The sequence below is a fragment of the Actinokineospora pegani genome (genome assembly GCF_009745975.1).
GTDB lineage: Bacteria > Actinomycetota > Actinomycetes > Mycobacteriales > Pseudonocardiaceae > Actinokineospora > Actinokineospora pegani.
On the sequence record NZ_WHOL01000117.1, the window covers coordinates 220,360 to 241,725 of the forward strand.

At 72.6% G+C, this 21,366-nt stretch carries 25 protein-coding genes; 3 read left to right on the top strand and 22 right to left on the bottom strand.

All coding sequences use genetic code 11. The features are described from left to right. Nucleotides 1–11: 11 nt before the first annotated feature. From GCL84_RS25205 to GCL84_RS25285, 17 genes are all read right to left on the bottom strand, one after another. The gene (locus GCL84_RS25205) at nucleotides 12–587 is read right to left on the bottom strand and encodes a TlpA family protein disulfide reductase (protein WP_156758027.1); all 576 of its coding nucleotides are present in this window, start codon (nucleotides 585–587) and stop codon (nucleotides 12–14) included. Continuing rightward, nucleotides 587–1,216 (bottom strand): histidine phosphatase family protein, encoded by a 630-nt coding sequence (locus GCL84_RS25210; protein WP_156758028.1) that lies wholly within the window; start codon nucleotides 1,214–1,216, stop codon nucleotides 587–589. The genes GCL84_RS25205 and GCL84_RS25210 overlap by 1 nt, the downstream gene beginning before the upstream one ends. Beyond that, a complete protein-coding gene (gene hemL / locus GCL84_RS25215) occupies nucleotides 1,213–2,535 on the bottom strand; it encodes a glutamate-1-semialdehyde 2,1-aminomutase (protein WP_235926682.1) in 1,323 nt (440 codons plus the stop codon). Before hemL ends, GCL84_RS25210 begins: the two co-directional genes overlap by 4 nt. A gap of 37 nt (nucleotides 2,536–2,572) precedes the next feature. Continuing rightward, nucleotides 2,573–2,869 (bottom strand): hypothetical protein, encoded by a 297-nt coding sequence (locus tag GCL84_RS25220; RefSeq protein WP_156758029.1) that lies wholly within the window; start codon nucleotides 2,867–2,869, stop codon nucleotides 2,573–2,575. Nucleotides 2,870–2,882: 13 nt separating this feature from the next. Then, the gene (locus GCL84_RS25225) at nucleotides 2,883–3,227 is read right to left on the bottom strand and encodes a hypothetical protein (protein WP_156758030.1); all 345 of its coding nucleotides are present in this window, start codon (nucleotides 3,225–3,227) and stop codon (nucleotides 2,883–2,885) included. A gap of 126 nt (nucleotides 3,228–3,353) precedes the next feature. Next, nucleotides 3,354–4,493: a hypothetical protein gene (locus tag GCL84_RS30365; RefSeq protein WP_156758031.1), complete on the bottom strand. Its 1,140-nt coding sequence runs from the start codon at nucleotides 4,491–4,493 to the stop codon at nucleotides 3,354–3,356. Further along, on the bottom strand, nucleotides 4,490–5,011 hold the full coding sequence (locus GCL84_RS25235; RefSeq protein ID WP_235926683.1) for a hypothetical protein: 522 nt from the start codon (nucleotides 5,009–5,011) through the stop codon (nucleotides 4,490–4,492). The genes GCL84_RS30365 and GCL84_RS25235 overlap by 4 nt, the downstream gene beginning before the upstream one ends. Then, the gene (locus tag GCL84_RS25240; protein ID WP_156758032.1) at nucleotides 5,008–5,523 is read right to left on the bottom strand and encodes a hypothetical protein; all 516 of its coding nucleotides are present in this window, start codon (nucleotides 5,521–5,523) and stop codon (nucleotides 5,008–5,010) included. The genes GCL84_RS25235 and GCL84_RS25240 overlap by 4 nt, the downstream gene beginning before the upstream one ends. Before the next feature lie 57 nt (nucleotides 5,524–5,580). Continuing rightward, nucleotides 5,581–6,555 carry a porphobilinogen synthase gene (gene hemB, locus GCL84_RS25245; RefSeq protein WP_156758119.1) on the bottom strand — a complete coding sequence of 325 codons (975 nt, stop codon included), beginning with the start codon at nucleotides 6,553–6,555 and terminating at the stop codon, nucleotides 5,581–5,583. 77 nt (nucleotides 6,556–6,632) lie between these two features. Beyond that, complete coding sequence (locus GCL84_RS25250; RefSeq protein ID WP_156758033.1) at nucleotides 6,633–8,165, bottom strand: bifunctional uroporphyrinogen-III C-methyltransferase/uroporphyrinogen-III synthase; 1,533 nt, start codon at nucleotides 8,163–8,165, stop codon at nucleotides 6,633–6,635. Between the two features lie 24 nt (nucleotides 8,166–8,189). Beyond that, entirely contained in the window at nucleotides 8,190–9,149 is a 960-nt protein-coding gene (gene hemC, locus GCL84_RS25255) for a hydroxymethylbilane synthase (RefSeq protein ID WP_156758034.1), read from the bottom strand. Further along, a complete protein-coding gene (locus GCL84_RS25260; RefSeq protein ID WP_156758035.1) occupies nucleotides 9,146–10,450 on the bottom strand; it encodes a glutamyl-tRNA reductase in 1,305 nt (434 codons plus the stop codon). The genes hemC and GCL84_RS25260 overlap by 4 nt, the downstream gene beginning before the upstream one ends. Next, a complete protein-coding gene (locus tag GCL84_RS25265; protein ID WP_156758036.1) occupies nucleotides 10,447–11,241 on the bottom strand; it encodes a redox-sensing transcriptional repressor Rex in 795 nt (264 codons plus the stop codon). The genes GCL84_RS25260 and GCL84_RS25265 overlap by 4 nt, the downstream gene beginning before the upstream one ends. Nucleotides 11,242–11,598: 357 nt before the next feature. Beyond that, the gene (locus tag GCL84_RS25270) at nucleotides 11,599–12,270 is read right to left on the bottom strand and encodes a fasciclin domain-containing protein (RefSeq protein WP_156758037.1); all 672 of its coding nucleotides are present in this window, start codon (nucleotides 12,268–12,270) and stop codon (nucleotides 11,599–11,601) included. Nucleotides 12,271–12,399: 129 nt separating this feature from the next. Continuing rightward, the gene (locus GCL84_RS25275; protein WP_235926685.1) at nucleotides 12,400–13,968 is read right to left on the bottom strand and encodes a molybdopterin-dependent oxidoreductase; all 1,569 of its coding nucleotides are present in this window, start codon (nucleotides 13,966–13,968) and stop codon (nucleotides 12,400–12,402) included. Between the two features lie 37 nt (nucleotides 13,969–14,005). Further along, nucleotides 14,006–14,248, bottom strand: coding sequence for a glutaredoxin family protein (locus tag GCL84_RS25280; protein ID WP_156758038.1), 243 nt, complete (start codon nucleotides 14,246–14,248; stop codon nucleotides 14,006–14,008). 9 nt (nucleotides 14,249–14,257) lie between these two features. Then, nucleotides 14,258–15,754, bottom strand: coding sequence for an AMP-binding protein (locus GCL84_RS25285; RefSeq protein WP_156758039.1), 1,497 nt, complete (start codon nucleotides 15,752–15,754; stop codon nucleotides 14,258–14,260). A 233-nt stretch (nucleotides 15,755–15,987) separates the two neighbouring features. On the opposite strand from GCL84_RS25285, the gene GCL84_RS25290 reads away from it, so the two are divergent. The 3 genes from GCL84_RS25290 (at nucleotide 15,988) to GCL84_RS25300 (ending at nucleotide 19,104) form a co-directional block, all read left to right on the top strand. Further along, nucleotides 15,988–16,668 (top strand): sigma-70 family RNA polymerase sigma factor, encoded by a 681-nt coding sequence (locus GCL84_RS25290; RefSeq protein ID WP_156758040.1) that lies wholly within the window; start codon nucleotides 15,988–15,990, stop codon nucleotides 16,666–16,668. Nucleotides 16,669–16,805: 137 nt separating this feature from the next. Next, nucleotides 16,806–18,110 (top strand): DUF5667 domain-containing protein, encoded by a 1,305-nt coding sequence (locus GCL84_RS25295; RefSeq protein ID WP_156758041.1) that lies wholly within the window; start codon nucleotides 16,806–16,808, stop codon nucleotides 18,108–18,110. Nucleotides 18,111–18,204: 94 nt separating this feature from the next. After that, nucleotides 18,205–19,104, top strand: a complete 900-nt coding sequence (locus tag GCL84_RS25300) for an HAD family hydrolase (RefSeq protein WP_156758042.1) — start codon at nucleotides 18,205–18,207, stop codon at nucleotides 19,102–19,104. Here GCL84_RS25300 and GCL84_RS25305 read toward each other — a convergent pair. The 5 genes from GCL84_RS25305 to GCL84_RS25325 all read right to left on the bottom strand — a co-directional run bounded on the left by GCL84_RS25305 (nucleotide 19,101) and on the right by GCL84_RS25325 (nucleotide 21,258). Next, nucleotides 19,101–19,514: an Imm1 family immunity protein gene (locus GCL84_RS25305; protein WP_156758043.1), complete on the bottom strand. Its 414-nt coding sequence runs from the start codon at nucleotides 19,512–19,514 to the stop codon at nucleotides 19,101–19,103. The genes GCL84_RS25300 and GCL84_RS25305 overlap by 4 nt on opposite strands. Continuing rightward, nucleotides 19,502–19,723 (bottom strand): DddA-like double-stranded DNA deaminase toxin, encoded by a 222-nt coding sequence (locus GCL84_RS25310; RefSeq protein ID WP_156758044.1) that lies wholly within the window; start codon nucleotides 19,721–19,723, stop codon nucleotides 19,502–19,504. Before GCL84_RS25310 ends, GCL84_RS25305 begins: the two co-directional genes overlap by 13 nt. 26 nt (nucleotides 19,724–19,749) lie before the next feature. Beyond that, nucleotides 19,750–20,196, bottom strand: a complete 447-nt coding sequence (locus GCL84_RS25315) for a hypothetical protein (protein ID WP_156758045.1) — start codon at nucleotides 20,194–20,196, stop codon at nucleotides 19,750–19,752. A gap of 70 nt (nucleotides 20,197–20,266) precedes the next feature. Continuing rightward, on the bottom strand, nucleotides 20,267–20,422 hold the full coding sequence (locus GCL84_RS25320; protein ID WP_156758046.1) for a DUF397 domain-containing protein: 156 nt from the start codon (nucleotides 20,420–20,422) through the stop codon (nucleotides 20,267–20,269). A 2-nt stretch (nucleotides 20,423–20,424) separates the two neighbouring features. After that, nucleotides 20,425–21,258 carry a helix-turn-helix domain-containing protein gene (locus GCL84_RS25325; protein ID WP_197523495.1) on the bottom strand — a complete coding sequence of 278 codons (834 nt, stop codon included), beginning with the start codon at nucleotides 21,256–21,258 and terminating at the stop codon, nucleotides 20,425–20,427. Nucleotides 21,259–21,366: the final 108 nt, after the last annotated feature.

The following is a 21,366-nucleotide window of genomic DNA, read 5'->3' on the forward strand; positions in this document are numbered from 1 at the left end:
CACAGGACCGCTCACTCGGCGACGAGTTTGTCCAGCTCCGCTGTCAAGTCCTCAGCCAGCAGGTCGCGCATGTACGCCGCCGCCACCCGCCCCTGCTTGTCGATCAGGAACGTCGCGGGCACGACGGCGCGCGGGTACCCCTTCAACGCCAGCAGCGTCCGCCCCGGCGGGTCGTAGATCGACGGGTAGGTCAGCTCCCGGTCCCGCACGAAGTCCTGCGGCGCGGACCGGTCGTTGTCGCGGAAGTTGATGCCGAGGACCTGGACGCCTCGGGACTGGTAGGCCTGCTGGACCTTCTCCAGCTCGGGCGCCTCGGTGCGGCACGGCCCGCACCACTGCCCCCACACGTTCAGCACCACGACCTCGCCCCGGAAGTCCGACAGGCCCACCTGCTTGGTCTCGTCCATCAGGTCCGGCCCGGACACGTCGGGCAGGGGCTTGCGTTCGGCCACCGGGTAGGTGATGTCCGTCTGCCCGCCGGGCGAGACGAACACGAACTGGGTGTCGTTGGCGACGGCGTCCTTCTCCGCGCCGCACCCGGTCAAGGCCAGGGCCAAGACGACGAGACCAACCAGGCCGCCACGCATCAGGCGCCCGTCTGCTTGGGGTCGCTGGCGCCCGCGGGCTCGGCGTAGCGGATGTCGACGAGGCGCTCGTCCTCGAAGACCAGGGAGGTCAGCGAGGCCAGGGAGCACTGGCGCTTGGACGGGTCGTGCCACAGGCGCCTGCCCTCCAGGTAGCGGCGGATGGTCCAGACCGGGAGCTGGTGGGAGACGCAGACCGCCTCGTGGCCCTCGGCGGCGGCTCGGGCGCGGTGGACGGCGGCGAGCATCCGGTGGGCGATGAGCAGGTACGGCTCGCCCCAGGAGGGGCGGAACGGGTTGCGCAGGTGCGGCCAGTTGCGGGGGCTGCGCAGCGCGCCGTCGCCGACGGAGACCTTCTGGCCCTCGAAGACGTTCGCCGACTCGATGAGGTGGTCGTCGGTGGCCAGTTCCAGGCGGTGCGACCCGGCGATGGGGGCGGCGGTCTCCTGGGCGCGCGTCAGCGGGGAGGCCACCACGTGGGTGATGTCGTGGTCGCGCAGGTACTCGGCGACGGTGATGGCCTGGCGCTTGCCCGCCTCCGACAGCCGGAAGTGCGGGAGGCGGCCGTAGAGGATGCCCGACGGGTTGTGCACCTCGCCGTGGCGCAGCAGGTGGACGATCGTCTGGGTCACGCGGGCTCCTGGGCTCGTGCGGCGGCGGCGGCCGCGGGGACGAGGGCGGCGGCGATGCGCTCGAACGCCTCGTCGTCGAGGGCGGCGCTGACGAACCAGGCCTCGAAGGCGCTGGGCGGGGCGTAGACGCCGTGGTCGAGCAGGGCGTGGAAGAAGGCGGGGAAGCGCCAGGTCTGCGCCGCCTTGGCGCCCGCGTAGTCCACCACCGGGTCCTCGGTGAAGAACACGCTCACCAGGTTGCCCGCGAACTGCACCCGGTGCGGCACCGACGCCGCGGTCAGCGACTCGGTGAACAGCTCGCCCAGCCGGGCGGCGTTGGCGTCGAGCGCGGTGTAGACCGACTCGTCCGCCGCGCGCAGCGTCGCCAGGCCCGCGGCCACGGCCACGGGGTTCCCCGACAGCGTGCCCGCCTGGTAGACCGGCCCGGACGGGGCCAGCCTGGCCATGACGTCGGCCCGGCCGCCGAACGCGGCGGCGGGCAGGCCGCCGGACATGACCTTGCCGAAGGTGTAGAGGTCGCCCGCGACGCCGTCGACGCCGTGCCAGCCCGCGCCGGAGACGCGGAAGCCGGTCATCACCTCGTCCATCACCAGCAGCGCGCCGTGCTGGGTGGCGATCTCGCGCAGGCCCGCGTTGAAGCCCGCGACCGGGGCGACCGCGCCCATGTTGCCCGCCGCCGCCTCGGTGATCACCGCGGCGATGGTGTCGCCGTGCTCGGCGAAGGCGGCGCGCACGGCGTCGAGGTCGTTGTAGGGCAGCACGATGGTGTCCTCGGCCTGCGCGCCGGTCACCCCGGGCGTGGTCGGCAGGCCCAGCGTGGCCAGGCCGGAGCCCGCCTCGGCGAGCAGCGCGTCGACGTGGCCGTGGTAGCAGCCCGCGAACTTCACGATCCGGGTCCGGCCGGTGAACCCGCGGGCCAGCCGGATGGCGCTCATCGTGGCCTCGGTGCCGGAGTTGACCAGCCGCACCTGCTGCACGGGGGCGACCCGGCGGATGATCTCCTCGGCCAGGTCCACCTCGCCCGCGGTGGGGGTGCCGAAGCTCAGGCCGTCGCCCGCCGCCCTGCGCACCGCCGCCACCACCTCGGGGTGGGCGTGGCCCAGGATCATCGGGCCCCACGAGCAGACCAGGTCGACGTAGCGGTTGTCGTCGACGTCCCAGAGGTAGGCGCCCGCGCCGCCGGTCATGAACCGGGGTGTGCCGCCGACCGCGGAGAACGCGCGCACCGGTGAGTTCACCCCGCCGGGGGTGACGGACCGCGCGCGGTCGAACAGCGCCGCGGAGGCGCGCACGTGGGGCTCGGGGGCTTCGGTGCTCACGCCGACCAGTGTCCCAAACGCGTCCGGGTGGGCACGCTCACGCCCGGCTGGGACGGGTGCGCACGGCCAGCGCGAGCTGGCGGACGGCGTCGACGACCAGCAGCCCGGCCAGCGTCGCCGCCCCCACCGCGGCCGCGACGAACGGGCCGTCGAAGTCCGCCAGCCGCAGGTCGGGGCGGTCGAGGACGGGGGTGGAGACCGGGGTCCCCCTGGCCCAGAGCCACAGCGCGAGCCACACCAGCGCGGCGACCACGAGGACCTCGGCCGCGGCGACCAGCGCCCGGCGGGGCCGGTTCGGCGCGGCGGTGGGCTCGGGCCAGTGCGGATCGGTCACGCGCCCCAGAATGTCACGACCGGCGGGCGAAGTACCGGGCGGCGTCGACGCGCAGCAGCAGGACGACCACGGCCATCCAGCTCGCGACCAGCGCGCAGCCCAGCCACGGGGCCGCGACGCCCGCGGCGGCGTTGGCCGCGGCGGGCGCGCCGAGGGCGCCGAGCAGGGCGGCCGCGGCGACCCCCGCCCTGGCCCAGGAGCGGCCCTCGCGCAGCGGGAAGGCCAGCGCCGCCGCGACCAGCGCGGACAGCGCGGCGCCCAGGCCGAGCAGGCCGAGGGCGCGGGTGGAGAACACGAGGAGGGCGCCGGTGATGCCCGCGGCGAGCAGGGCGCCCGCGAAGGCGGCGTCCACCGCCACGGGTCTCGCGGTGGTGGGCGCAGGGGTTCGGACGGGCTCGGACAACCGGATCACGTCCGGTATGTAGTCGCCGAGCCCGCCCGTGTTACCGCCGTGCGCCGAATGCCGTCTCAGGTCGCGGCTGGGTCAGCCGACGCGCTTGGACGCCTCGAAGTACTCGGTCGAGGGCTTCTGCCACATGAGGAACAGCGCCGTGCCGATCAGGACGACCTGCACCACGCTCAGCAGGATCCCGACCACGCCGCCGTCGCCGCTGGCCAGGCTGTACAGGCCGCTCAGCACGCCGAGGACGCCCAGCACGGTCAGCGTGATGCGGGCCCAGTTGCGGCCCGCGCGCATCTTGAACGCGAACAGCACGTAGAGCGCGAAGAAGCCGACCGCGATGACGCCGGAGACGGTGAGCGCGGCGGTGACCGCGGAGTCGATCTCGGACTCGGAGAGCCCGCCGCCGACCGTGACCTGGTCGCGGACCTGGTCGCGCAGGATGTCGGCGCCGATGGTCAGCGTGACGATGAAGCTGAGGATGTTGATGCCCGCGTTGACCAGCCAGAGCATGAAGGAGGTGTCGACCTGCTTGGGCCGGGCAGGCGGGGCGCCGTGGCCGACCGGCGGGGCGGACGGCATCGGCTGGTACTGGCCGGGCTGCTGCCCGTACTGCGGGGCCTGCCCGTACTGGGGCTCCTGGCCGTACTGGGGGGACTGGCCGGGCTGCTGGCCCGACGGCTGGTTGGGGTCGTTGCTCGTCATACCGCCAGACGGTATTGGTTCGCGGGTCGCTCCGCTGGGAATTCCAGACCGGACGAGGTGGAAGAACCGCGTCGACTCCGGTCGGAACAGGTAGGCCGCGCCCACGACCCGGAACGCGGCGTCGGCCAGGTCGACGGCCAGGACCGGCGCCGGGCCGACCGAGGCGACCTCGGCGAGGAACCCGGCGGCGCCCAGCGCCGCGAGCCCGGCCAGCGCGATCCGGGACCACTCCCGACCCGCGCGGGCCTTGACAACCAGCAACGCGAAGAGCCCGATCATGGCCACGACGCCGAGCACGCCCGCGGCCACGACCTGCCCCGGGGTGATGGGGCCCGCGCCGGTGAAGCCCTCGCTCAGCTCGCGCGCGGTGCGCTCCACCCAGACCCGGTCGGTGAAGACCTGGAACAGGGTGCCCGCGGCGTTGACCGCGACCCCGCCGAGGGTGAGCCAGACAGCCTGGTCGACGAGCTTGGGCCGGGGGTTGGCCGTGGGGCGGGCGCCGGTGTGGGACGGGGTCACGGCTGTTCGTCCTCGCTCTCCTCGTGCCGTTCGCGCAGCAACGGCGCCAAGACCTCCACCAGGTCGTCGGGGAACCGGGCCCAGGCGAGCACGACCGTCCCGCCGGTCAGCTCAAGCGGCACGGCGTGGGTCTTGCGGGGGATGGTGAACCCGCGGCCGACCGGCCGGGCGACCTCGGGCTCCTCGACCCCCTCGACGCGGACGATCCGCTCCAGGTGCAGCACGTCCGCGCCCAGGCGCAGCAAGGTCGGGGTCAGCACGACCGACCGGTCCTGGCGCCGGGCGACGATCCAGAGCGTGGTGATGGCGACCAGCAGGACCGCGGCGCCCGACCAGGCCAGCGGGTGCGCGGGGCCGGTGAGGACCTCGACGAGGTAGCCGACGGCGCAGAACAGCGGGCCCCAGAGCAGCGGCCACCAGGTGGAGCCGGGCTCGCGGTAGAGCACGACCTCCTCGACCGGCGCCGCTCGGTCAGCCGGGGTCTGCTCTGGCGGGGTGGGCAGGTCCGGATCGGTCACTCGTCCGCCTCGCGGTAGAACCGCCTGGCCCGCGGCGAGTAGAGCATCCCGGCGGCAATGATGATCAGCAGTGCGCTGAGCAGGCCGTAGATCGTCACCCGACCCAGCGTGTACTCGAACAGGGCGGCGAACAGGCCCAGCACCAGCAGCAGCGCCCTGGCCTTCCGGATGCCGCGCCGGGCTTGGTAGGCGAGCAGGACGAAGAAGACCAGGAACATCGCCGCGCCCGCGATCAGCCACGCCCCCAGCCCGGTGGCCGTGGCCTGCACGTCCAGCGCCAGCAGGTCCGGGTTCAGCCGCACCTGCGCCCGCACCCAGTTCTCGCGGTTGACGAAGAAGTAGATCGCCCCGGCCAACCCGACGGCCCCGGCCACGACCCAGACCCAGAACGCCGCCCGCACCGCCCCGGGGGCATCGCCGCGCGCGCCCTCGTCCGCCTCGTCCGCCGTCGGCATCACCGGCTTGTGCCGGTGCCCGCTGCCCTCTTCGACCTCGTCCTCGGAGCCGCTCACGCCGCCGAGGTTACCCGCCGGTCCGTTTTGCCCGGCCGCAGACCAGCCGCGACCGCCTCAGCGATCGAGCCAGCCGGCGGCCTCGGCGGCCCAGTACGTGAGGATCACGTCTGCGCCCGCGCGGCGGATCGAGGTCAGCGACTCCATGATCGTGCGCTCGCGCTCCAGCCACCCGCGCTCGGCCGCGGCCTCGATCATCGCGTACTCCCCGGACACCTGGTAGGCCGCGACCGGCACGTCGGCGATCTCGTGCACGGCGCGGATGACGTCGAGGTAGGCCATGGCGGGTTTGACCATGACCAGGTCGGCGCCCTCGACCAGGTCGAGGTGGGTCTCGCGCAGCGCCTCGCGGATGTTGCCCGGGTCCTGCTGGTAGGTCTTGCGGTCGCCGGTGAGCTGGGAGTCGACGGCCTCGCGGAAGGGCCCGAAGAAGGCCGAGGCGAACTTGGCGGAGTAGGCGAGGATGCCGGTGTCGGTGTGGCCCGCGGTGTCGAGGGCCTCGCGGATGACGCCGACCTGGCCGTCCATCATGCCGCTGGGACCGAGCAGGTGGGCGCCCGCGTCGGCCTGGGCGCGGGCCATGTCCGCGTAGACGGCGAGGGTGGCGTCGTTGTCCACGCCGCCGTCGGGGTCGAGGACGCCGCAGTGGCCGTGGTCGGTGAACTCGTCCAGGCACAGGTCGGACATCAGCACGGTCGAGTCGCCCAGCTCCGACCGCAGGTCGCGCAGCGCGACGTTGAGGACGCCGTCCGGGTCGACCGCGCCCGAGCCCACGGCGTCGCGGCGGGCGGGCACGCCGAAGAGCATGATCCCGCCGACCCCGGCCGACACCGCCTCGACGGCGGCCTTGCGCAGCGTCTCGCGGGTGTGCTGGACGACGCCCGGCATGCTGGAGACGGCCGACGGCTCGGTCGCGCCCTCCTTGACGAACATGGGCAGCACGAGCTGGCGCGGCTCGAGCTGGGTCTCACTCACCATCCGGCGCAGCGCGGGCGTGCGGCGCAGTCGGCGGGGGCGGTGGTTGGGGAACATCGCTTCTCCCATGCGGCAAGAATGAGAACGGGTGGGTCACCATCCGGCGACCCACCCGCTCAGTGTCCCTCAGCGCGTCAGCGGCGCGCCCGCTTGGTCTTGCGCGGGGGCGGCAGCGCGCCCTCGGCCCGCAGCCGGGCCGCGTGCTCGGCCAGCGCGTCGACCAGCGACGGCACGGTCGCGTGCTCGGGCTGCACGTCCACGCGGAGACCGAACTCACGCGCGGTCTCGGCCGTCTTCGGGCCGATGCAGGCGACCAGGGTCCGGGTGTGCGGCTTGCCCGCGATGCCGACCAGGTTGCGCACGGTCGACGACGAGGTGAAGCACACCGCGTCGAAGCCGCCAGTCTTGATCATCTCGCGGGTGTCGGCGGGCGGCGGCGCGGCGCGGACCGTGCGGTACGCGGTCACGTCGTCGATCTCCCAGCCCCGGTCGCGCAGGCCCGCGGCCAGCGTCTCGGTGGCGATGTCGGCCCGGGGCAGCAGCACGCGCTCCACCGGGTCGAGGATGTCGTCGTAGGGCGGGAAGTCGGCCAGCAGGCCCTCGGAGGACTGCTCGCCCGAGGGGACCAGCTCCGGGTTGATGCCGAACGAGCGGACCTTCGCCGCGGTCGCCTCGCCGACGCAGGCGATCTTCACGCCGGAGAAGGCGCGGGCGTCGAGGCCGAACTCGGCGAACTTCTCCCAGACCGCGCGCACGGCGTTGGTCGAGGTGAAGATGACCCACTGGTAGCGGCCGTCGACGAGCCCCTTGACCGAGCGCTCCATCTGCGCCGGGCTGCGCGGCGGCTCGACGGAGATCGTCGGCACCTCGCTGGGGATGGCGCCGTGCAGGTGCAGGCGCTCGCTCATCTCCCCGGCCTGGTCCTTGGTGCGCGGCACCAGCACGCGCCACCCGTAGAGGGCGCGCGACTCCCACCACGACAGCTTCGAGCGCGCCGCGGCGGCTGCGCCGACCGTGACGACCAGGTTCCCGGAGATCTCGCCCGCGTCGGCGGCGAGCGAGGCCAGGGTGGTGTCGACGGTGCGCTGGCTGGTCGCGGTGCCGTCCGCGGTCACCGCGACCGGGGTCTGCGCGGCCAGGCCGTGCTCGACCAGCGAGGAGGCCGCCTCGGCGAGGTGGCTGGCGCTGGCGTGCAGCACGATCGGGCCGGGGGCCGCGGCCAGGGCGGCCCAGTCGACCTCGCCCCGGACGTCGATCTCGGTGTGCCCGGAGCCCAGCGCGATACCCGCGTAGGCCGGGACGGCGGTCGCGGGTGAGACGCCGGGGACGACGTCGAACACGGCGCTGGTGCGGGCCACGGCCTGCACCTCGGCGACGACGGCCGAGTGCGTCAGCGGGTCGCCCGCCACCAGGCGCACGACGACGCGCCCGGCCTTGGCCTCGCCCGCGAGGTCCTTGGCCACGTCGGCGGGCTGCCCCACCGCGGGGCGCACCTCCGCGGCGGCGTTGGCCGAGGCCAGCACGCCGGAGGGCACGTCGGGGTCGGTCACCACGAGTTCGGCGCGTTCGAGCAGTTCCCTGGCTCGCACCGTCAGCAGTCCGGCGTCACCGGGCCCGGAGCCGACGAAGGCGACTCGTCCGGGGGACTTGCGTGCACGGGTGGTCATGTCAGGCCACACTTCCTCATCAACTTACGCCTCGGGACCGGAGAGCACCCCGGCCCCGAGCTCCAGCAACTCGGCGGCCACCGCGCGGCCGAGCTGCTCTCCAGCGGTCAGGTCACCGGTGGCCGAGGCGCGCATGATCTCGACGGGACCGATCGGGTCGCCGTCCGCGTGGTACGCGGCGGCGACTCCGCGCAGCGACAGGCGGTAGACCACCTTGTCGTCCGCGTCGAGGTCTTCGACGACATCGGCCAGTGCGCCAACCGGTGCGGAGCAGCCCGCCTCGAGCGCGGCCAGCATCGCGCGCTCTGCGGCCACCGCCGCCCGGCTGGCATGATCGTCCACTGTGGACTGGAGAAGGTGTTCGACGTCGACGTCGTCGACCCGGCACTCCACCGCCAGTGCCCCCTGCGCGGGCGCGGGGAGCATCTGGATCGGGTCGAGCGTCTCGGTGATCTCGTCGAGCCTGCCCAGCCGGGCGAGCCCGGCACGGGCGAGCACCACGGCGTCGAGCTCGCCGTCGCGCACCTTCTTGATCCGGCTGTCCACATTGCCGCGGATCGGCACGATCACGTGACCGAGACCGAGCGCGTGCAACTGCGCGGCCCGCCTGGGCGAGCCGGTGCCGATCTTCGCGCCCGGCAGCAGCTCGCCCAGGGTGAGCCCGTCGCGCGCGATGAGCGCGTCCCTGGGGTCGGCGCGGGGCGGGACCGCGGCCAGCGACAGGCGCTGGTCCGGGGCGGTCGGCAGGTCTTTGTAGGAGTGCACGGCGACGTCCACCTCGCGGTGGGCGAGCGCGTCGCGCAGCGCCGAGGTGAACACGCCGATGCCGATCTCGGCGATCGGGGCCATCGAGCGGTCGCCGGGGGTGGACACCACGACGATCTCGGTCTTGGCGCCCGCCTGCTCGAGCAGCTCGGCGATCGTGCCGGTCTGCGCCAGGGCCAGCGCGCTGCCCCTGGTGCCGATGCGGATGGTCCTGGTCACGTCTTGTCCTCACTGGGCGCGGCGACGGCGGCCGGCTTGTGCGGGTCGAGCTGGAACAGCTCGCGCAGCGCCTCGGCGTAGCCGGTGCCCGCGGGTCCGGAGGCCAGCTCCTTGACCCGCACGGTCGGGGTGTGCAGCAGCTTGTCGACGACCCGGCGCACGGTGCGGGCCAGCTCGTCGCGGGTACCGCCGTCGAGGTCGGGCAGGCGCGAGTCGAGCCGCAGCAGCTCGGCGTCGACGACCTCGGCCGCTCGGCGGCGCAGGGCGGTCACCGTGGGGGTGACCTCGGACGAGCGCTGCGCGGCGAGGTAGCCGCGCACCTCCTCGGCCACGATCTCGGTCGCGCGGCGGGTGTCCAGGCCGCTGGGGGCCTCGGCCAGCCGCTGCTGCAGGCTCACCAGGTCGACCACGTGCACGCCGTCGAGCTCGCCGACGCCGTCGGCGACGTCGCGGGGCAGGCCCAGGTCGCAGACGACCAGCGGGCTGGTGCGCGCGGCGACGGCCTCGACCGGGATGACCGAGCCGCCCGCGCCGGTGCAGGACACGACGACGTCGGCCTCGGAGATCAGCTCGCGCAGCGTGCCCAGGCCCACGACCGCGCGGGCGGGGACGCCCTGCTCGACCAGGGACGCGGCCAGCCGCTCGCCGTTGGCGGCCGAGCGGTTGGCGATGACCACCTCGCCGATGGCGGCGCGGCGCAGCGCGGCGGCCGACAGGCCGCCCATCGAGCCCGCGCCGACGATGAGGGCCTTGCGACCGGCCAGCGTGCCCAGCGCGCGCTCAGCGTCGGCCAGCGCCTCGGTGACGACCGAGCCGCCGACCTGGTCGAGGCCGGTGTCGGTGTGCACGCGCTTGCCGATGCGCAGCGCCTGCTGGACCAGCTCGTGCAGCGAGCGCCCGACGGCACCGTGCTCGGCGGCGGTGTTGTAGGCGGTGCGGACCTGGCCGAGGATCTGCGACTCGCCGACGACCATCGAGTCCAGGCCCGCGCCCACGGTGAACAGGTGCTGGACCGCGGCGGCGGCGTAGTGCACGTACAAGTGGTCGTAAAGCGCGGTGGGGTCCTCGCCCGCGTGCCGGGCCAGCACGCCCACGACGTCGGAGAGCCCGGCGTGGAAGGCCTCGACGACGGCGTAGACCTCGGTGCGGTTGCAGGTGGAGACCAGGACGGCCTCGGAGACCGTGGGGCAGGCGAGCAGGTCGTGCAGGACCTTGGGCACGTCGACGGCCGGGACCGTCACCCGCTCCAGCACGCGGACGTCGGCGCTGCGGTGCGACATGCCGACCGCGAGCACGCTCATGACACCACCATCCCGTTGACCTGACGCCCCTCCATCGCGGCCGCGTCATCGGCTCGACGCGCCACGTGGAACGACAGCACCTGCAACTCGACCGCGAGGTCGACCTTGCGCACCTCGACGTGGTCGGGCACCTGGAGCACGACGGGCGCGAAGTTCAGGATGCACTGGACACCGGCCTCGACCAAACGGTCGCACACCGCCTGCGCGGCGGGCGGGGGCGTGGCGATGACGCCGATCGAGACCTCGCGCTCGGCGCAGACGGCCGGGATGTCGTCGATGTGGTGCACCGCGATCCCGCCGACGGGCACGCCCACCAGGTCCGGGTCGACGTCGAACAGCGCGGAGACGGGGAAGCCCCGGCCGGGGAACCCGCCGTAGTTGGCCAGCGCGTGGCCCAGGTTGCCGATGCCCACCACGGCCACGCTGTGCTTGCGCGTGAGCCCGAGGATGCGCTCGATCTCCTCGATCAGGACGGTGACCTCGTAACCGACCCCGCGGGTGCCGTAGGACCCGATGTAGGACAGGTCCTTGCGCAGCTTGGCCGAGTTGACCCCGGCCGCCGCGGACAGTTCCTCGCTGGAGACCGTGACCGCGCCCTGCTCCTGCATGGCCGAGAGGACACGCAGGTAGACGGCCAACCGGGCCACCGCGGCCTCGGGGATCGCCCTGGCGCGCTCACGCGCCGCCGGGACCTCGGCCACCCTGGGGATCGGGGTCGTGATCTCAGCGGCGGTCGGGGCGGGAGGGGTGTCGCCGCCGACCCCGTTCCGCTGGCCTCGCTGTGCCGCCACGCTGGTACTCCTCGACAGGAAACGTCTCCGGGATGGTGACCACGGTACCGCTTGTGAACGTGTGCACAAAGTCAGTGGCCAGGGGCTTGACACACGCCACACCGCCATCCGCCCGCTCCCGGGGCGCCGAGGGCCGCGAAGCCAACAGCGGGCGGACCCGGTGGGTCCGCCCGCTGCCAGGCACCCGACCTTGGTCGACCTTCCCCGTCGACCAATTCCGGATGCCCTGAGCCTAGCACAAGATCGAACATGCGTTCGACTGCGGGGGCGCGGTGGGGACCCGGGAACGCCGAACGGGCGGAGCGCGGTGCGCTCCGCCCGTTCGGCGTGGGGGTCGCGGTGCGGACACCGCGGGGATCAGGCGCCCGGGGTGAGCACCGTGTCGATGACGAAGACGGTGGCGTTCTTGGTCGGGATGTTGCCGCACAGCACCTTGGCGCCGTTGACGGTCATGTTCTCGCCCGAGCCCTCGATCTTGATGTCGCCGCCCGCGGTGTTCAGCGACTGGACGGTGCCCGCGTCCTCGAGGCCCTCGGCGTCGTAGCGCTGGCCCAGCACGTGGTAGGTCAGGATCGGCTGGAGCTGGTCCGGAGCGGCCGCCAGCTCCTGGAACTTCGCCTCGCCCAGGGCGTCGAACGCCGCGTCGGCGGGGGCGAAGACGGTGAGGGCGGGCGAGGTGTTGAGGGTGTCGCCCAGGCCGTCGACGGCGCCGATGGCGGCGACGAGCTTGGTCAGCAGCGGGTTGGTGCTCGCGGCGGTGGCGACCGGCTCCGGGCCCATGGAGGTCAGGCCGCCGGGGGCGTCGCCCTGCGGGAGCTGCGAGCAGGCCGGGCCGAAGACGTCGGCGGCGGTGGTGACGCCGTCGGACGCGGCGGCCGAGGTGGAGCTCTCGGAGGTGGGGGCGGGGGCGGGGGCGCTGCTGCCCGAGCCGGAATCGGTGCTGGGGGTGTCGCTGCTGCTGCAGGCCGTCAGCGCCAGACCTGCGGCGATGATGGCGGCGGCGCCGTTTGCCAGCTTGAGCTTGCTCACCAGTGATCACTCCGTTTCGAGAACTGTTTTGTTTTGCGTCATGGGGGATTCGAGGCCGGTCGGGGCCCGGATGGGTCGGTTCGCCGAAATTCCAGGAAGTTTTCCGCCCGGCGGCCGACGGCGGGCCGGTCAGTCCACAGAGAACAGGATGGAGTGCCAGCCGGTGGCCCCGTCCGGGATGGGCGGAACCCTTTCCTGCGGTTGGGTCTTACCGCTGCGGTCGGTGGCGCGCACCTCGACTCGGTGACTACCACTCGAAAGGTCCACCTCGGCGCGCCACTGCCGCCACGTCCGGTCGTTGACCTCGGTGGCCAGCTCGGCGGTCTGCCACTGCCCGCCGTCCATCCGGATCTCGACCTTGTCGATGCCGATGGTCTGCGCCCAGGCCACACCGGCGATCTGGACCCGGCCCGCCGGGACGGTGGCGAACCCGGCGGGGACGTCGATGCGCGACTGGGTCTTGATCGGCGCCTCCACCGCCCAGTCGCGGTCCTGCCAGTAGAAGCTCTTCTGGCCGTAGCGGATCAGCTCGAGGTCGACGACCCACTTGCACGCCGAGGCGTACCCGTAGAGGCCGGGGACGATGATGCGCGCCGGGAAGCCGTGCTCGAGCGGGAGCGCCTCGCCGTTCATGCCGATGGCCAGCAGCGCCCCGCGCTCCTCGTCGAGCATGTCCCGCACCGGGGTGGCCGTGGTCCAGCCGTCGACGCTGGTCGCGAAGACCTGCCCGCCCACGTCCTGCACGCCCGCCTCGTCGAGCAGGTCGCGCAGCGGCACGCCGATGAAGTTCGATGTGGAGATGTAAGGACCGCCGACCTCGTTGGACACGCACGTCATCGTGATGGTCTTCTCGATGAGCTCGCGGTCGCGGATGTCGGCGAAGTCGAAGGTGACCTCGTTGTCCACCAGGCCGTGGATCTTGAGCTGCCAGTCCTCCGCGGTCAGCCGGGGCAGCGTCAGCGCGGTGTCGATCCGGTAGAATTCGCGGTTGTCGGTGATGAACTTGGTCGCGCCGAGCGACTCGTACCCCGCGCTCGCGGGGATGGGCGGCGCGGGTGACCCGACCGTCAGCTTGCCGATCGCCGCGCGCGAGGCCTCGATGTCCGAGCTGCCCGTCAGCAGCTTGCCCGCCCCGCCGAGCACCCCGGCGCCGACGGCGGTGCCCGCCGCGGAGTAGAGGAACCTCCGCCGCGTCAGACCGTCCTTTTCAGACGATGCGGCCGCGAGCCGGTCCATCGCCACACCGTGCAGCCAGCGGAACACCAGCACGCCGGTGACCAGGCTGGCCAGCGGCGCGAGCACGCCGAGCACGTCGGTGTCCGGCCTGGTCAGCACGGCCACGACGGCGAGCGCGCCGAAGGCGGCGGCGATGGCCATGCCGGGCAGCGGCGACCGGCGCGAGAGCAGCCCGGCGACGATCGCGGCGACCAGGATCGTCACGGCCATGCCCGCCAGCAGCACCAGCTTGTCGTTGGTGCCGAAGTTGCGGATCGCGAACTGCTTGAGCCACTCGGGTGTCAGGTCGATCGCGGAGTTGCCCACGGCCAGGAACGGCGAGGAGCCGGCCCCGGTGAAAGCGGACACGAACTCGCCGACGGCCAACGCGGCGGCGACCGCGAGGACGCCGATCAGCGCGGCGACCAGCCAGCGCAGCGGTCGCCGCGGCGTGGACACGGAGTCGTGCTCGAGCGTCTTCACACCTGGTGTTCGGCGCCAGCGCCCGTCCGGATGGCCCCTATCGGGTGAGAGCTCGCCGGAGCCGCTCCTCCTCCACCTTCCAGTACCCGTGCTCGTCGCCGTCGACCAGGATCACCGGGACGCGGTCGCCGAACTCCGCGCGGAGTTCGGGGTCGGCGTCCACGTCCTGCGCGGTCCACCCCAGACCGAGGTCGGCGCAGATCCGGGCGACGTCGGCCTCGGCCACCTCGCACGCGTGGCAGCCAACGCGCGTCACCACGGTCACCCTCGGCTCGTCCATGCCGCGAACCTACCGATCCCGGCGACCGCGCAGCCCGGCGCGGCTGAGCTTCCCGGTGACCGAGTGCGGCAGCTCCAGGGTGAACTCGACCGCCTCCGGCACCTTGAACCGGGCGAGGTGGTCGGCGCAGTGCGCGCGGACGGCCTCCTCGGTCAGCTCCGCGCCGGGGCGCAGCACCAGCACGACCTTGACCCGCTCGCCCGCGCGCTCGTCCGGCACGCCCACGGCGGCGGCCTCGGCGACCTCGGGCAGCTCCCCCACCACCCGCTCGACCTCGTGCGGGTAGACGTTGAAGCCGTTGACGATGATCAGGTCGTTGGCCCGGTCCACCAGCCGCAGGTCGCCGTCGGTGTCGAGGTAGCCGACGTCGCCGGTGCGGAACCAGCCCTCGGCGTCGGGGCCGTGCGCCCCGTCCGGCCAGTACCCGCTGAACAGGTTGGGCCCGCGCGCGGCGACCAGGCCGGTGCCGGTGTCCTCCTCGGTGTAGTAGACCTCGTCCTCGTCCGGGACGACCTCCAGCGTGCTGCCGTCGCTGTCGACCAGCCGCAGCTCCACACCGGGGATGGGCTTGCCCACCGAGCCGGGCTTGGCCACGCCGCTGGCCAGGGTGGAGGTGAGCACCGGGCCGGTCTCGGTCAGGCCGTAGCCCTCGTAGATGGACAGGCCGGTCTCGACGCGGAACTCGGCCAGGGTGCGCGGGTCGAGCGGGGCGGCGCCGGAGGTCGCCAGCCGGACGGTGGACAGCGCCTCGCCCAGCCGCTCGGCCCCCGCGGTGACGAACGCCCGGTACATGACGGGAACGCCCACGATGGTGGAGACCCTGCGCTCCTGGCAGACGGCCAGCGCCCGGTCGACGCCGAAGCGGTCGAGCAGCACCCCGGTGGCCCCCGCCGCGGCGACCTGCCAGAGCGCGGACAGGCCGTAGGCGTGCGAGAGCGGGACGGCCAGCAGGACCCGGTCGGCGGTGTTGACCGGCGTGGGGCGCAGCGCCGAGCACTGCTCGACGTTGGCCAGCAGCGCCCGGTGCGACAGCATCACACCGCGCGGCAGGCCCGCCGTGCCGGACGTGTAGGCGAGCACGGCGATGTCCTCGCCGCCGCCGACGGCGGGGAACGGCTCGGCCGCGGGCGCGTCGAGGTCCGGGGCGGGCAGCGCGGTCGGCGCGTCGACGCCCAGGCCGAACGCGGCGCCGCTGTGCTCGACGACCCTGGCGGCCTCCCGGGCAGGAACCTCGGTGTCGATCGGGACGGCCACGCCACCCGAACGGATGACGCCGAACAGGGCGACGCAAAAATCGATCCCATTGGGGAGCATGAGCACAACGCGGTCACCCTGAGTAAGACCCTGAGCGACGAGAGTGCGGGCGAAAGCGTCGACCGCGGCGTCGAACCGCGCCCAGCTCAGCGAGGCGCCGGTGGTCCCGTCGACCAGCGCGGTGTGCGCCGGGACGCGGGCGCGGGCGGCCGCGACCAGGTCGGCAATGGTTCCGGTTGGCGCCTGTGCCATCGGACGGACCTCTCGTCGCAGTGTCGTTTCGTTGGTCAAAACATGCTCTGAGAACCACGTCGGACAACCGCAGTGTGGCACGCATCACTCACATCACGGTTCACTACATAAGATGACACATGCTTTACCTGAAGACTTATCACCTACTAAAAAGTAACGACACGTAAGCTCTAGCTGATCCCCAACGTGTGCACCGACCGCTTGGGACCGTCGAGGGAGTGTGCGGCTGCCCGATGCCCCGCCAGACCCGTACGAACACGGCTGCCTCCGTGCCACACGCCCGACCGGCGCCGAAGCCGGTCGGGGACAGCGCCGTGGGCGGGGACGTCGTGGAGCCGGGTCCGGGGCAGGCGGCCCCGGAGGAGGCGCACCGCGAGTCGTGGGAGCTGGTGCACGCCGCCCAGGGCGGCGACAAGGTGGCCTTCGGCAAGCTCTACGACCGCTACGTCGACGTGGTCTTCCGGTACGCCCTGTTCCGCGTGGGCGACCGCGAGCTGGCCGAGGACGTCACGAGCGAGACCTTCCTGCGGGCGCTGCGCCGGATCACCTCGGTGACCTACCAGGGCCGCGACGTGGGAGCGTGGTTCGTCACCATCGCCCGGAACCTGATCCTCGACCACGTGAAGTCCAGCCGCTACAAGCTGGAGGTCGCCACCCCGGAGTTCCGCGATTCCGAGCGCGACGACCCCGGCCCCGAGCAGCAGGTCCTGTCGATGGCGACCAGGGACGCGCTGCTGCGCTGCGTCGACCAGCTCGGCGACGACCAGCGCGAGTGCATCGTGCTGCGGTTCCTGCAGGGCTTGTCGGTGGCGGAGACGGCGGAGATCATGAACCGGAACGAGGGGGCGGTGAAGGCGCTGCAACACCGCGCGGTGCGCAGGCTGGCCCAGCTCCTGCCGACCGGGCTGCGGTGACCGACCGGCCGCGGCGCCCCGGTGCGGCCGGGTACGCCGTCCGGGTGGTGGTGCCGGGTGCGCCCCCGCCGGGGCCGTAACCCCCTGGGCAGGCAATCGTTTCACCGGGTGCAGCAGTCATCACGAACCGGAGTGGGATGGTGGAGAGCGGAACGGGGAAGTCGGACCGGGAGAGCGCGTCGGGCAGGCGCGTGGAACCGGTGCGCCCGGACCTCGCCGCGCTGCTCGCCGACCTCGACGAGGATTTCACCGACGACGACCGCGCCGTCGTCGGGCTCCTGACCGGGCTCGCCCGCGACACCGGACCCGACCCCGCCGCCCGCGCGCGGATGCGCGAGCGGGTCCTGGCGGGCGTGTCCGAGCCCGCGACGACGTCCACCGCGCTCGACCGCCAACCGCGCCCGTCCCCCACGCCCCGGCCCGTCCGCGCGGGCCGCGCGCCGCGCACCCGCCGGACCGGCGGCGCCTCGGGCGGCAAGCGCCCCGGCGAGCCGCCAAGAGCCGGTGTGCACGGCGTTCGCGGACGCTTCGCCGTCGCCGCGGTCGCGGTGCTGGTCATGGTGCTGTCCCTGGGCGGGATGAGCCTGCTGCTGGCCAGGGACGCGCTGCCCGGCGACCCGCTCTACGGCATCAAGCGCACCGGCGAGGCCGCCGAGCTCGGCCTGACCTTCGGCGAGGAGGACCGGGCGTTCAAGCACCTGCAGTTCGCCACCGCCCGGATCGCCGAGATCGAGACCCTGGCCCAGCGCCACCGCGACCCGGGCACGGCGCCCATCGGCTCCTACCTGGACGCGCTGCACGACTTCGACACCGACACCGCCGCCGGCACCCGCAGGCTGCTCGCGGTGACCACCACCGGCGACGGCAGCCAGTTGCCGGTGCTCGGCGGCTGGGCGGCCCAGCAGGCGAGCAGGCTGGCCGCCGTGCGCGACCGGCTGCCCGCCACCGTGGCCAACCGCGAGCAGGCCACCTCCGCACTGCTGACCGAGATCCAGGCCCGCTCGCAGGCGCTGGCCGAGCGGTTGCCCTGCTTCGAGGTGACCTCCGGCGCGGTCGACGACCTCGGCCCGCTGCCCGCCACGGCCCCGTGCGCGGTGCGGCCCGACGCGGTGCCGCCGTCGTCGCGGACCGGGGACACCCCGCCCGCCGACGGCGGGGCGACGGCCACCCGGCAGCCCGTCCCCGGCGCCCCGCAGCCGCCGCGGACCGCCCCCGGCGCAGGCGGCGACGCGGGCGGCACCGACCCCGCGAACCCGCCGCTGACCAGCAGGCCGCCACTGGTGGAGCTGCCGACCCTGCTGCCGGGGGCGCCGCCGAAGACCGAACAGCCCGGTGGCTCGACGCCGCCCGCCCCGCCGACGCTGTCGCTCAACCTGCCGTTGCCGCTGCCGACGATCGCCATCCCGCCACTGCTCGGGCTGCCGGGCATCGAAATCGGCTAGCCGCCGCGGGCGACCCGCCGGGACGTGTCGGGTTGGCCACACCGTTCGGCGCTAGGCTGTGCTGGACGGACCAGCGAGGAAGGGAAGGCGCGCGGTGTCCCTGTGGCGAGGGGGTCATGACGACCCCGAACTCGAGCGCCTCGCGGCGGTAGCGGGCGCGGCGAGCGCCGAAGCCGCGGTCGCCATCGAGGCAGCGGACCCGGTACCCCCGCAGGCGCCGGTCGACCTGACCGCCGCAGCGTTCTTCGACGTGGACAACACCATCATGATGGGCGCGTCGATCTTCCACTTCGCCCGCGGCCTGGCCGCCCGGAAGTTCTTCACCAACTCCGACCTGCTCAAGTTCACCCTGCAGCAGGTGCTCTTCCGCGTCGGCGGCAAGGAAACCGCCGACGGCATCAAGAGCAGCCGCGAACAGGCCCTCTCCTTCGTCGCGGGCCACACCGTCGATGAGCTCATCGACCTCGGCGAGGAGATCTTCGACGAGCTGATGGCCGACAAGATCTGGCCAGGCACCCGCGCACTGGCCCAGATGCACCTGGACGCCGGTCAACGCGTCTGGCTGGTCACCGCGACCCCGGTCGAACTGGCCACCATCATCGCCCGCCGCCTGGGCCTCACCGGCGCGCTGGGCACCGTCGCCGAGAGCGCGGAGGGGGTCTTCACCGGCAAGCTGGTCGGCGAGATGCTGCACGGCCCCGCCAAGGCCCACGCCGTGCGCTCCCTCGCCGCCCGCGAGGGCCTGGACCTGCGCCGCTGCACCGCCTACTCCGACTCGTCCAACGACGTCCCCATGCTCTCGGTCGTCGGCACGGCGGTGGCGGTCAACCCCGATGGGACCCTGCGCGAGGTCGCCCGCAAGCGCGGCTGGGAGATCCGGGACTTCCGCACCGGCCGCAAGGCCGCCAAGATCGGCGTCCCGTCGGTGTTGGGGGCGGGGGCGCTCGCTGGGGCCGTGGCAGCGGGATTGGCTTACCGCAAGCGCCTGGTCTAGTCCTCGCGGACCACCGAGAGGCGGGTTCCGGTGGCGAGGAACTCGTGGAGGCCCTGGCGGACGACGTCGATCGACACCTCGGAGTCGGCGGGGACTTCGCCGAGGCTGCCCATGTAGACGTACTCAACGTTCGCGTTGGGGTCGCCGTCGCCGATGGTGCGCCTGGCGTCCTGGGCGTTGTAGTGGATGAAGCCCTTGTCTTGGCCCAGTCCGACCTCGAGCACGGGGTAGCCCTCGTTGCCGAGGAGACCAACTTGGATCATGGCTGGGCAGCGGTGGCTCACGGTCTCCGCGCGCACCCGGTCGATCAGAGCGTCCAGTTCACCGGCGGTTCGCACGGGGATGACAGGATCACCCTCCTGATAGGCGTCGCTGCTGTCCTGGTCGTACCAGACACCTAGCTCGGCCATTTCTTTCCTCCCTTGAAGACCTCGTGATAACCGGGACCGTACACGGTCAAGGTGTACCCGACAGGCAAGATCACCGGCAGCAAAGCCCGACACCCCATAAAACCTTCACACGCGCGATTATTGATTACCAGCACGGCTTCGCGGGTTTGCGTGACCACTGTCCCGCGTGGGTTCAGTCCAGCCTTGGCCAGCAGTTCCTTGACCTCCATGGACTCGGCGTCGTCCGCACTTTTGATCACTTCACCGGTCGGGTGCCGAGGACCTTGCCGTAAGTCTTGCGGCCATCCGGGTTCGGTTTGGGAACCTTGGTTGGCAGGTCGCCGAGGAGAGCTAACACATCCGGAGGCGGGGGCGGGCGCTCCTGCTTGCGCGGTCCCGAACTGGCGACAGGCGGACCAGCCCTTCCGATGGGGGCCGTGGCAGCAGCAACCGTCGTGGACCTGCCCGCCACCCGGCCGAGGTACCCCTCCAGGAGAGCACGCGTCCGCTGGGTCAACGAGCGGACGTCCGCCAGGTGTTGCCGCGCCTCGGCGAGCTTTGCCACAGCCTGGCCGATATCAGGCTGATTCGACCCGCCCACTGCGTTCTGCAACACCTGATGGGCTTCATCCAGCCGAGTCTCCGCCTCGTCCAGCGCGACGGGAGGGAGCTGGTCGAGCGCCGCGCGCACGGCAGCGGCCATCCGTTCTACGCTCACACGAGCTCCCTGGCGCCCGGGTGGTCACCGGGATCGGTGACCACCCGGGGCTTGCTCAGCGGGTGAGTCGGGTGATCAGCTCGCGAACGGCGTCCCGGGTGACGGGCAGGCTGACGCCGGGGCGCTTGCTGTCCCGCACGGCCGCCAAATCCTGCCGCAGCTCGACACAGTCACCGTTACTGCCGGAACGGGAAGACTTGCGCCACTCCATGATCACAACCTCTCTCGTAGTTGCTCGATCGTACTGCGGCTTTCCGCAGTTGACAGGGCCAAACGATCGAGCACCGAGCGCATGTTCTCATAGCTGTCCACCTCGCCGTCGTGCAGATAAACGCTGCTTTCGTACAGCTCGACATTCACCACCGGGGGCGCTTCGGGAAAGTGCAGCAGCATCCAGGGATGGATTAGCGCGCGGTGCGGCACACGTCCCCGCACGACGCGAACGCTGTAGCCCCGAGTGGATGCCTCCATCAAGTGGTCCAACTGTTCCCGAAGCGCGTCAATGCCACCGAACGGGTGGCGAAGGGCGCTCTCGTGGAGGAAGGCCACGTAGTCGACCTTGGGCAGCACCCCTTGCCGCCGTTTGCGCGCGAGCCAGCGGAGTTCGACGTCCTGCGGCCCGTAGCCGTCACTCACCATGATCCCCCTGGCGTACCGCTCGGTCTGCATCAGCCCGGGGACGGAGTTGATCGACCAGTTCGTGATCGCCCTGGCGGATGCCTCGTAGCTGGCCAGGGTGCCTACGTCCGGGAGCACCCCGGGCAGCGGGCGTGACCACCACCCGGCCGCCTGCACGCCCGACCGGGCGCTCTCGATCAGTTCCTCGCGCTGCGCCACCGGCACCCCGTAGGTAGTCAAGACGACAGCGACGTCCTCGCTCGTGATGTGCCGCTTGCCGTTCTCGGTGCGGCTGAGGGTCGCCGCCGACCAACCCAGGGCCTTCGCGGCGGCCTCCAGGCTCAGCGACGTCTGCTCCACCCGAACGGCCTTGAGTTGCGCGCCGATGGTGCGATCGCGCGCTTGTGGATTCTTCCTCTGACCGGACACGTCTTCCTTTCCACCCCCGCAAGGACGCGCGTGCGCTGAAGCGGGAAATTTACTGTGTGGGACGCATCCGACGGGCGGTCGTCGACCGGCACTCGGCACCGAACCGCG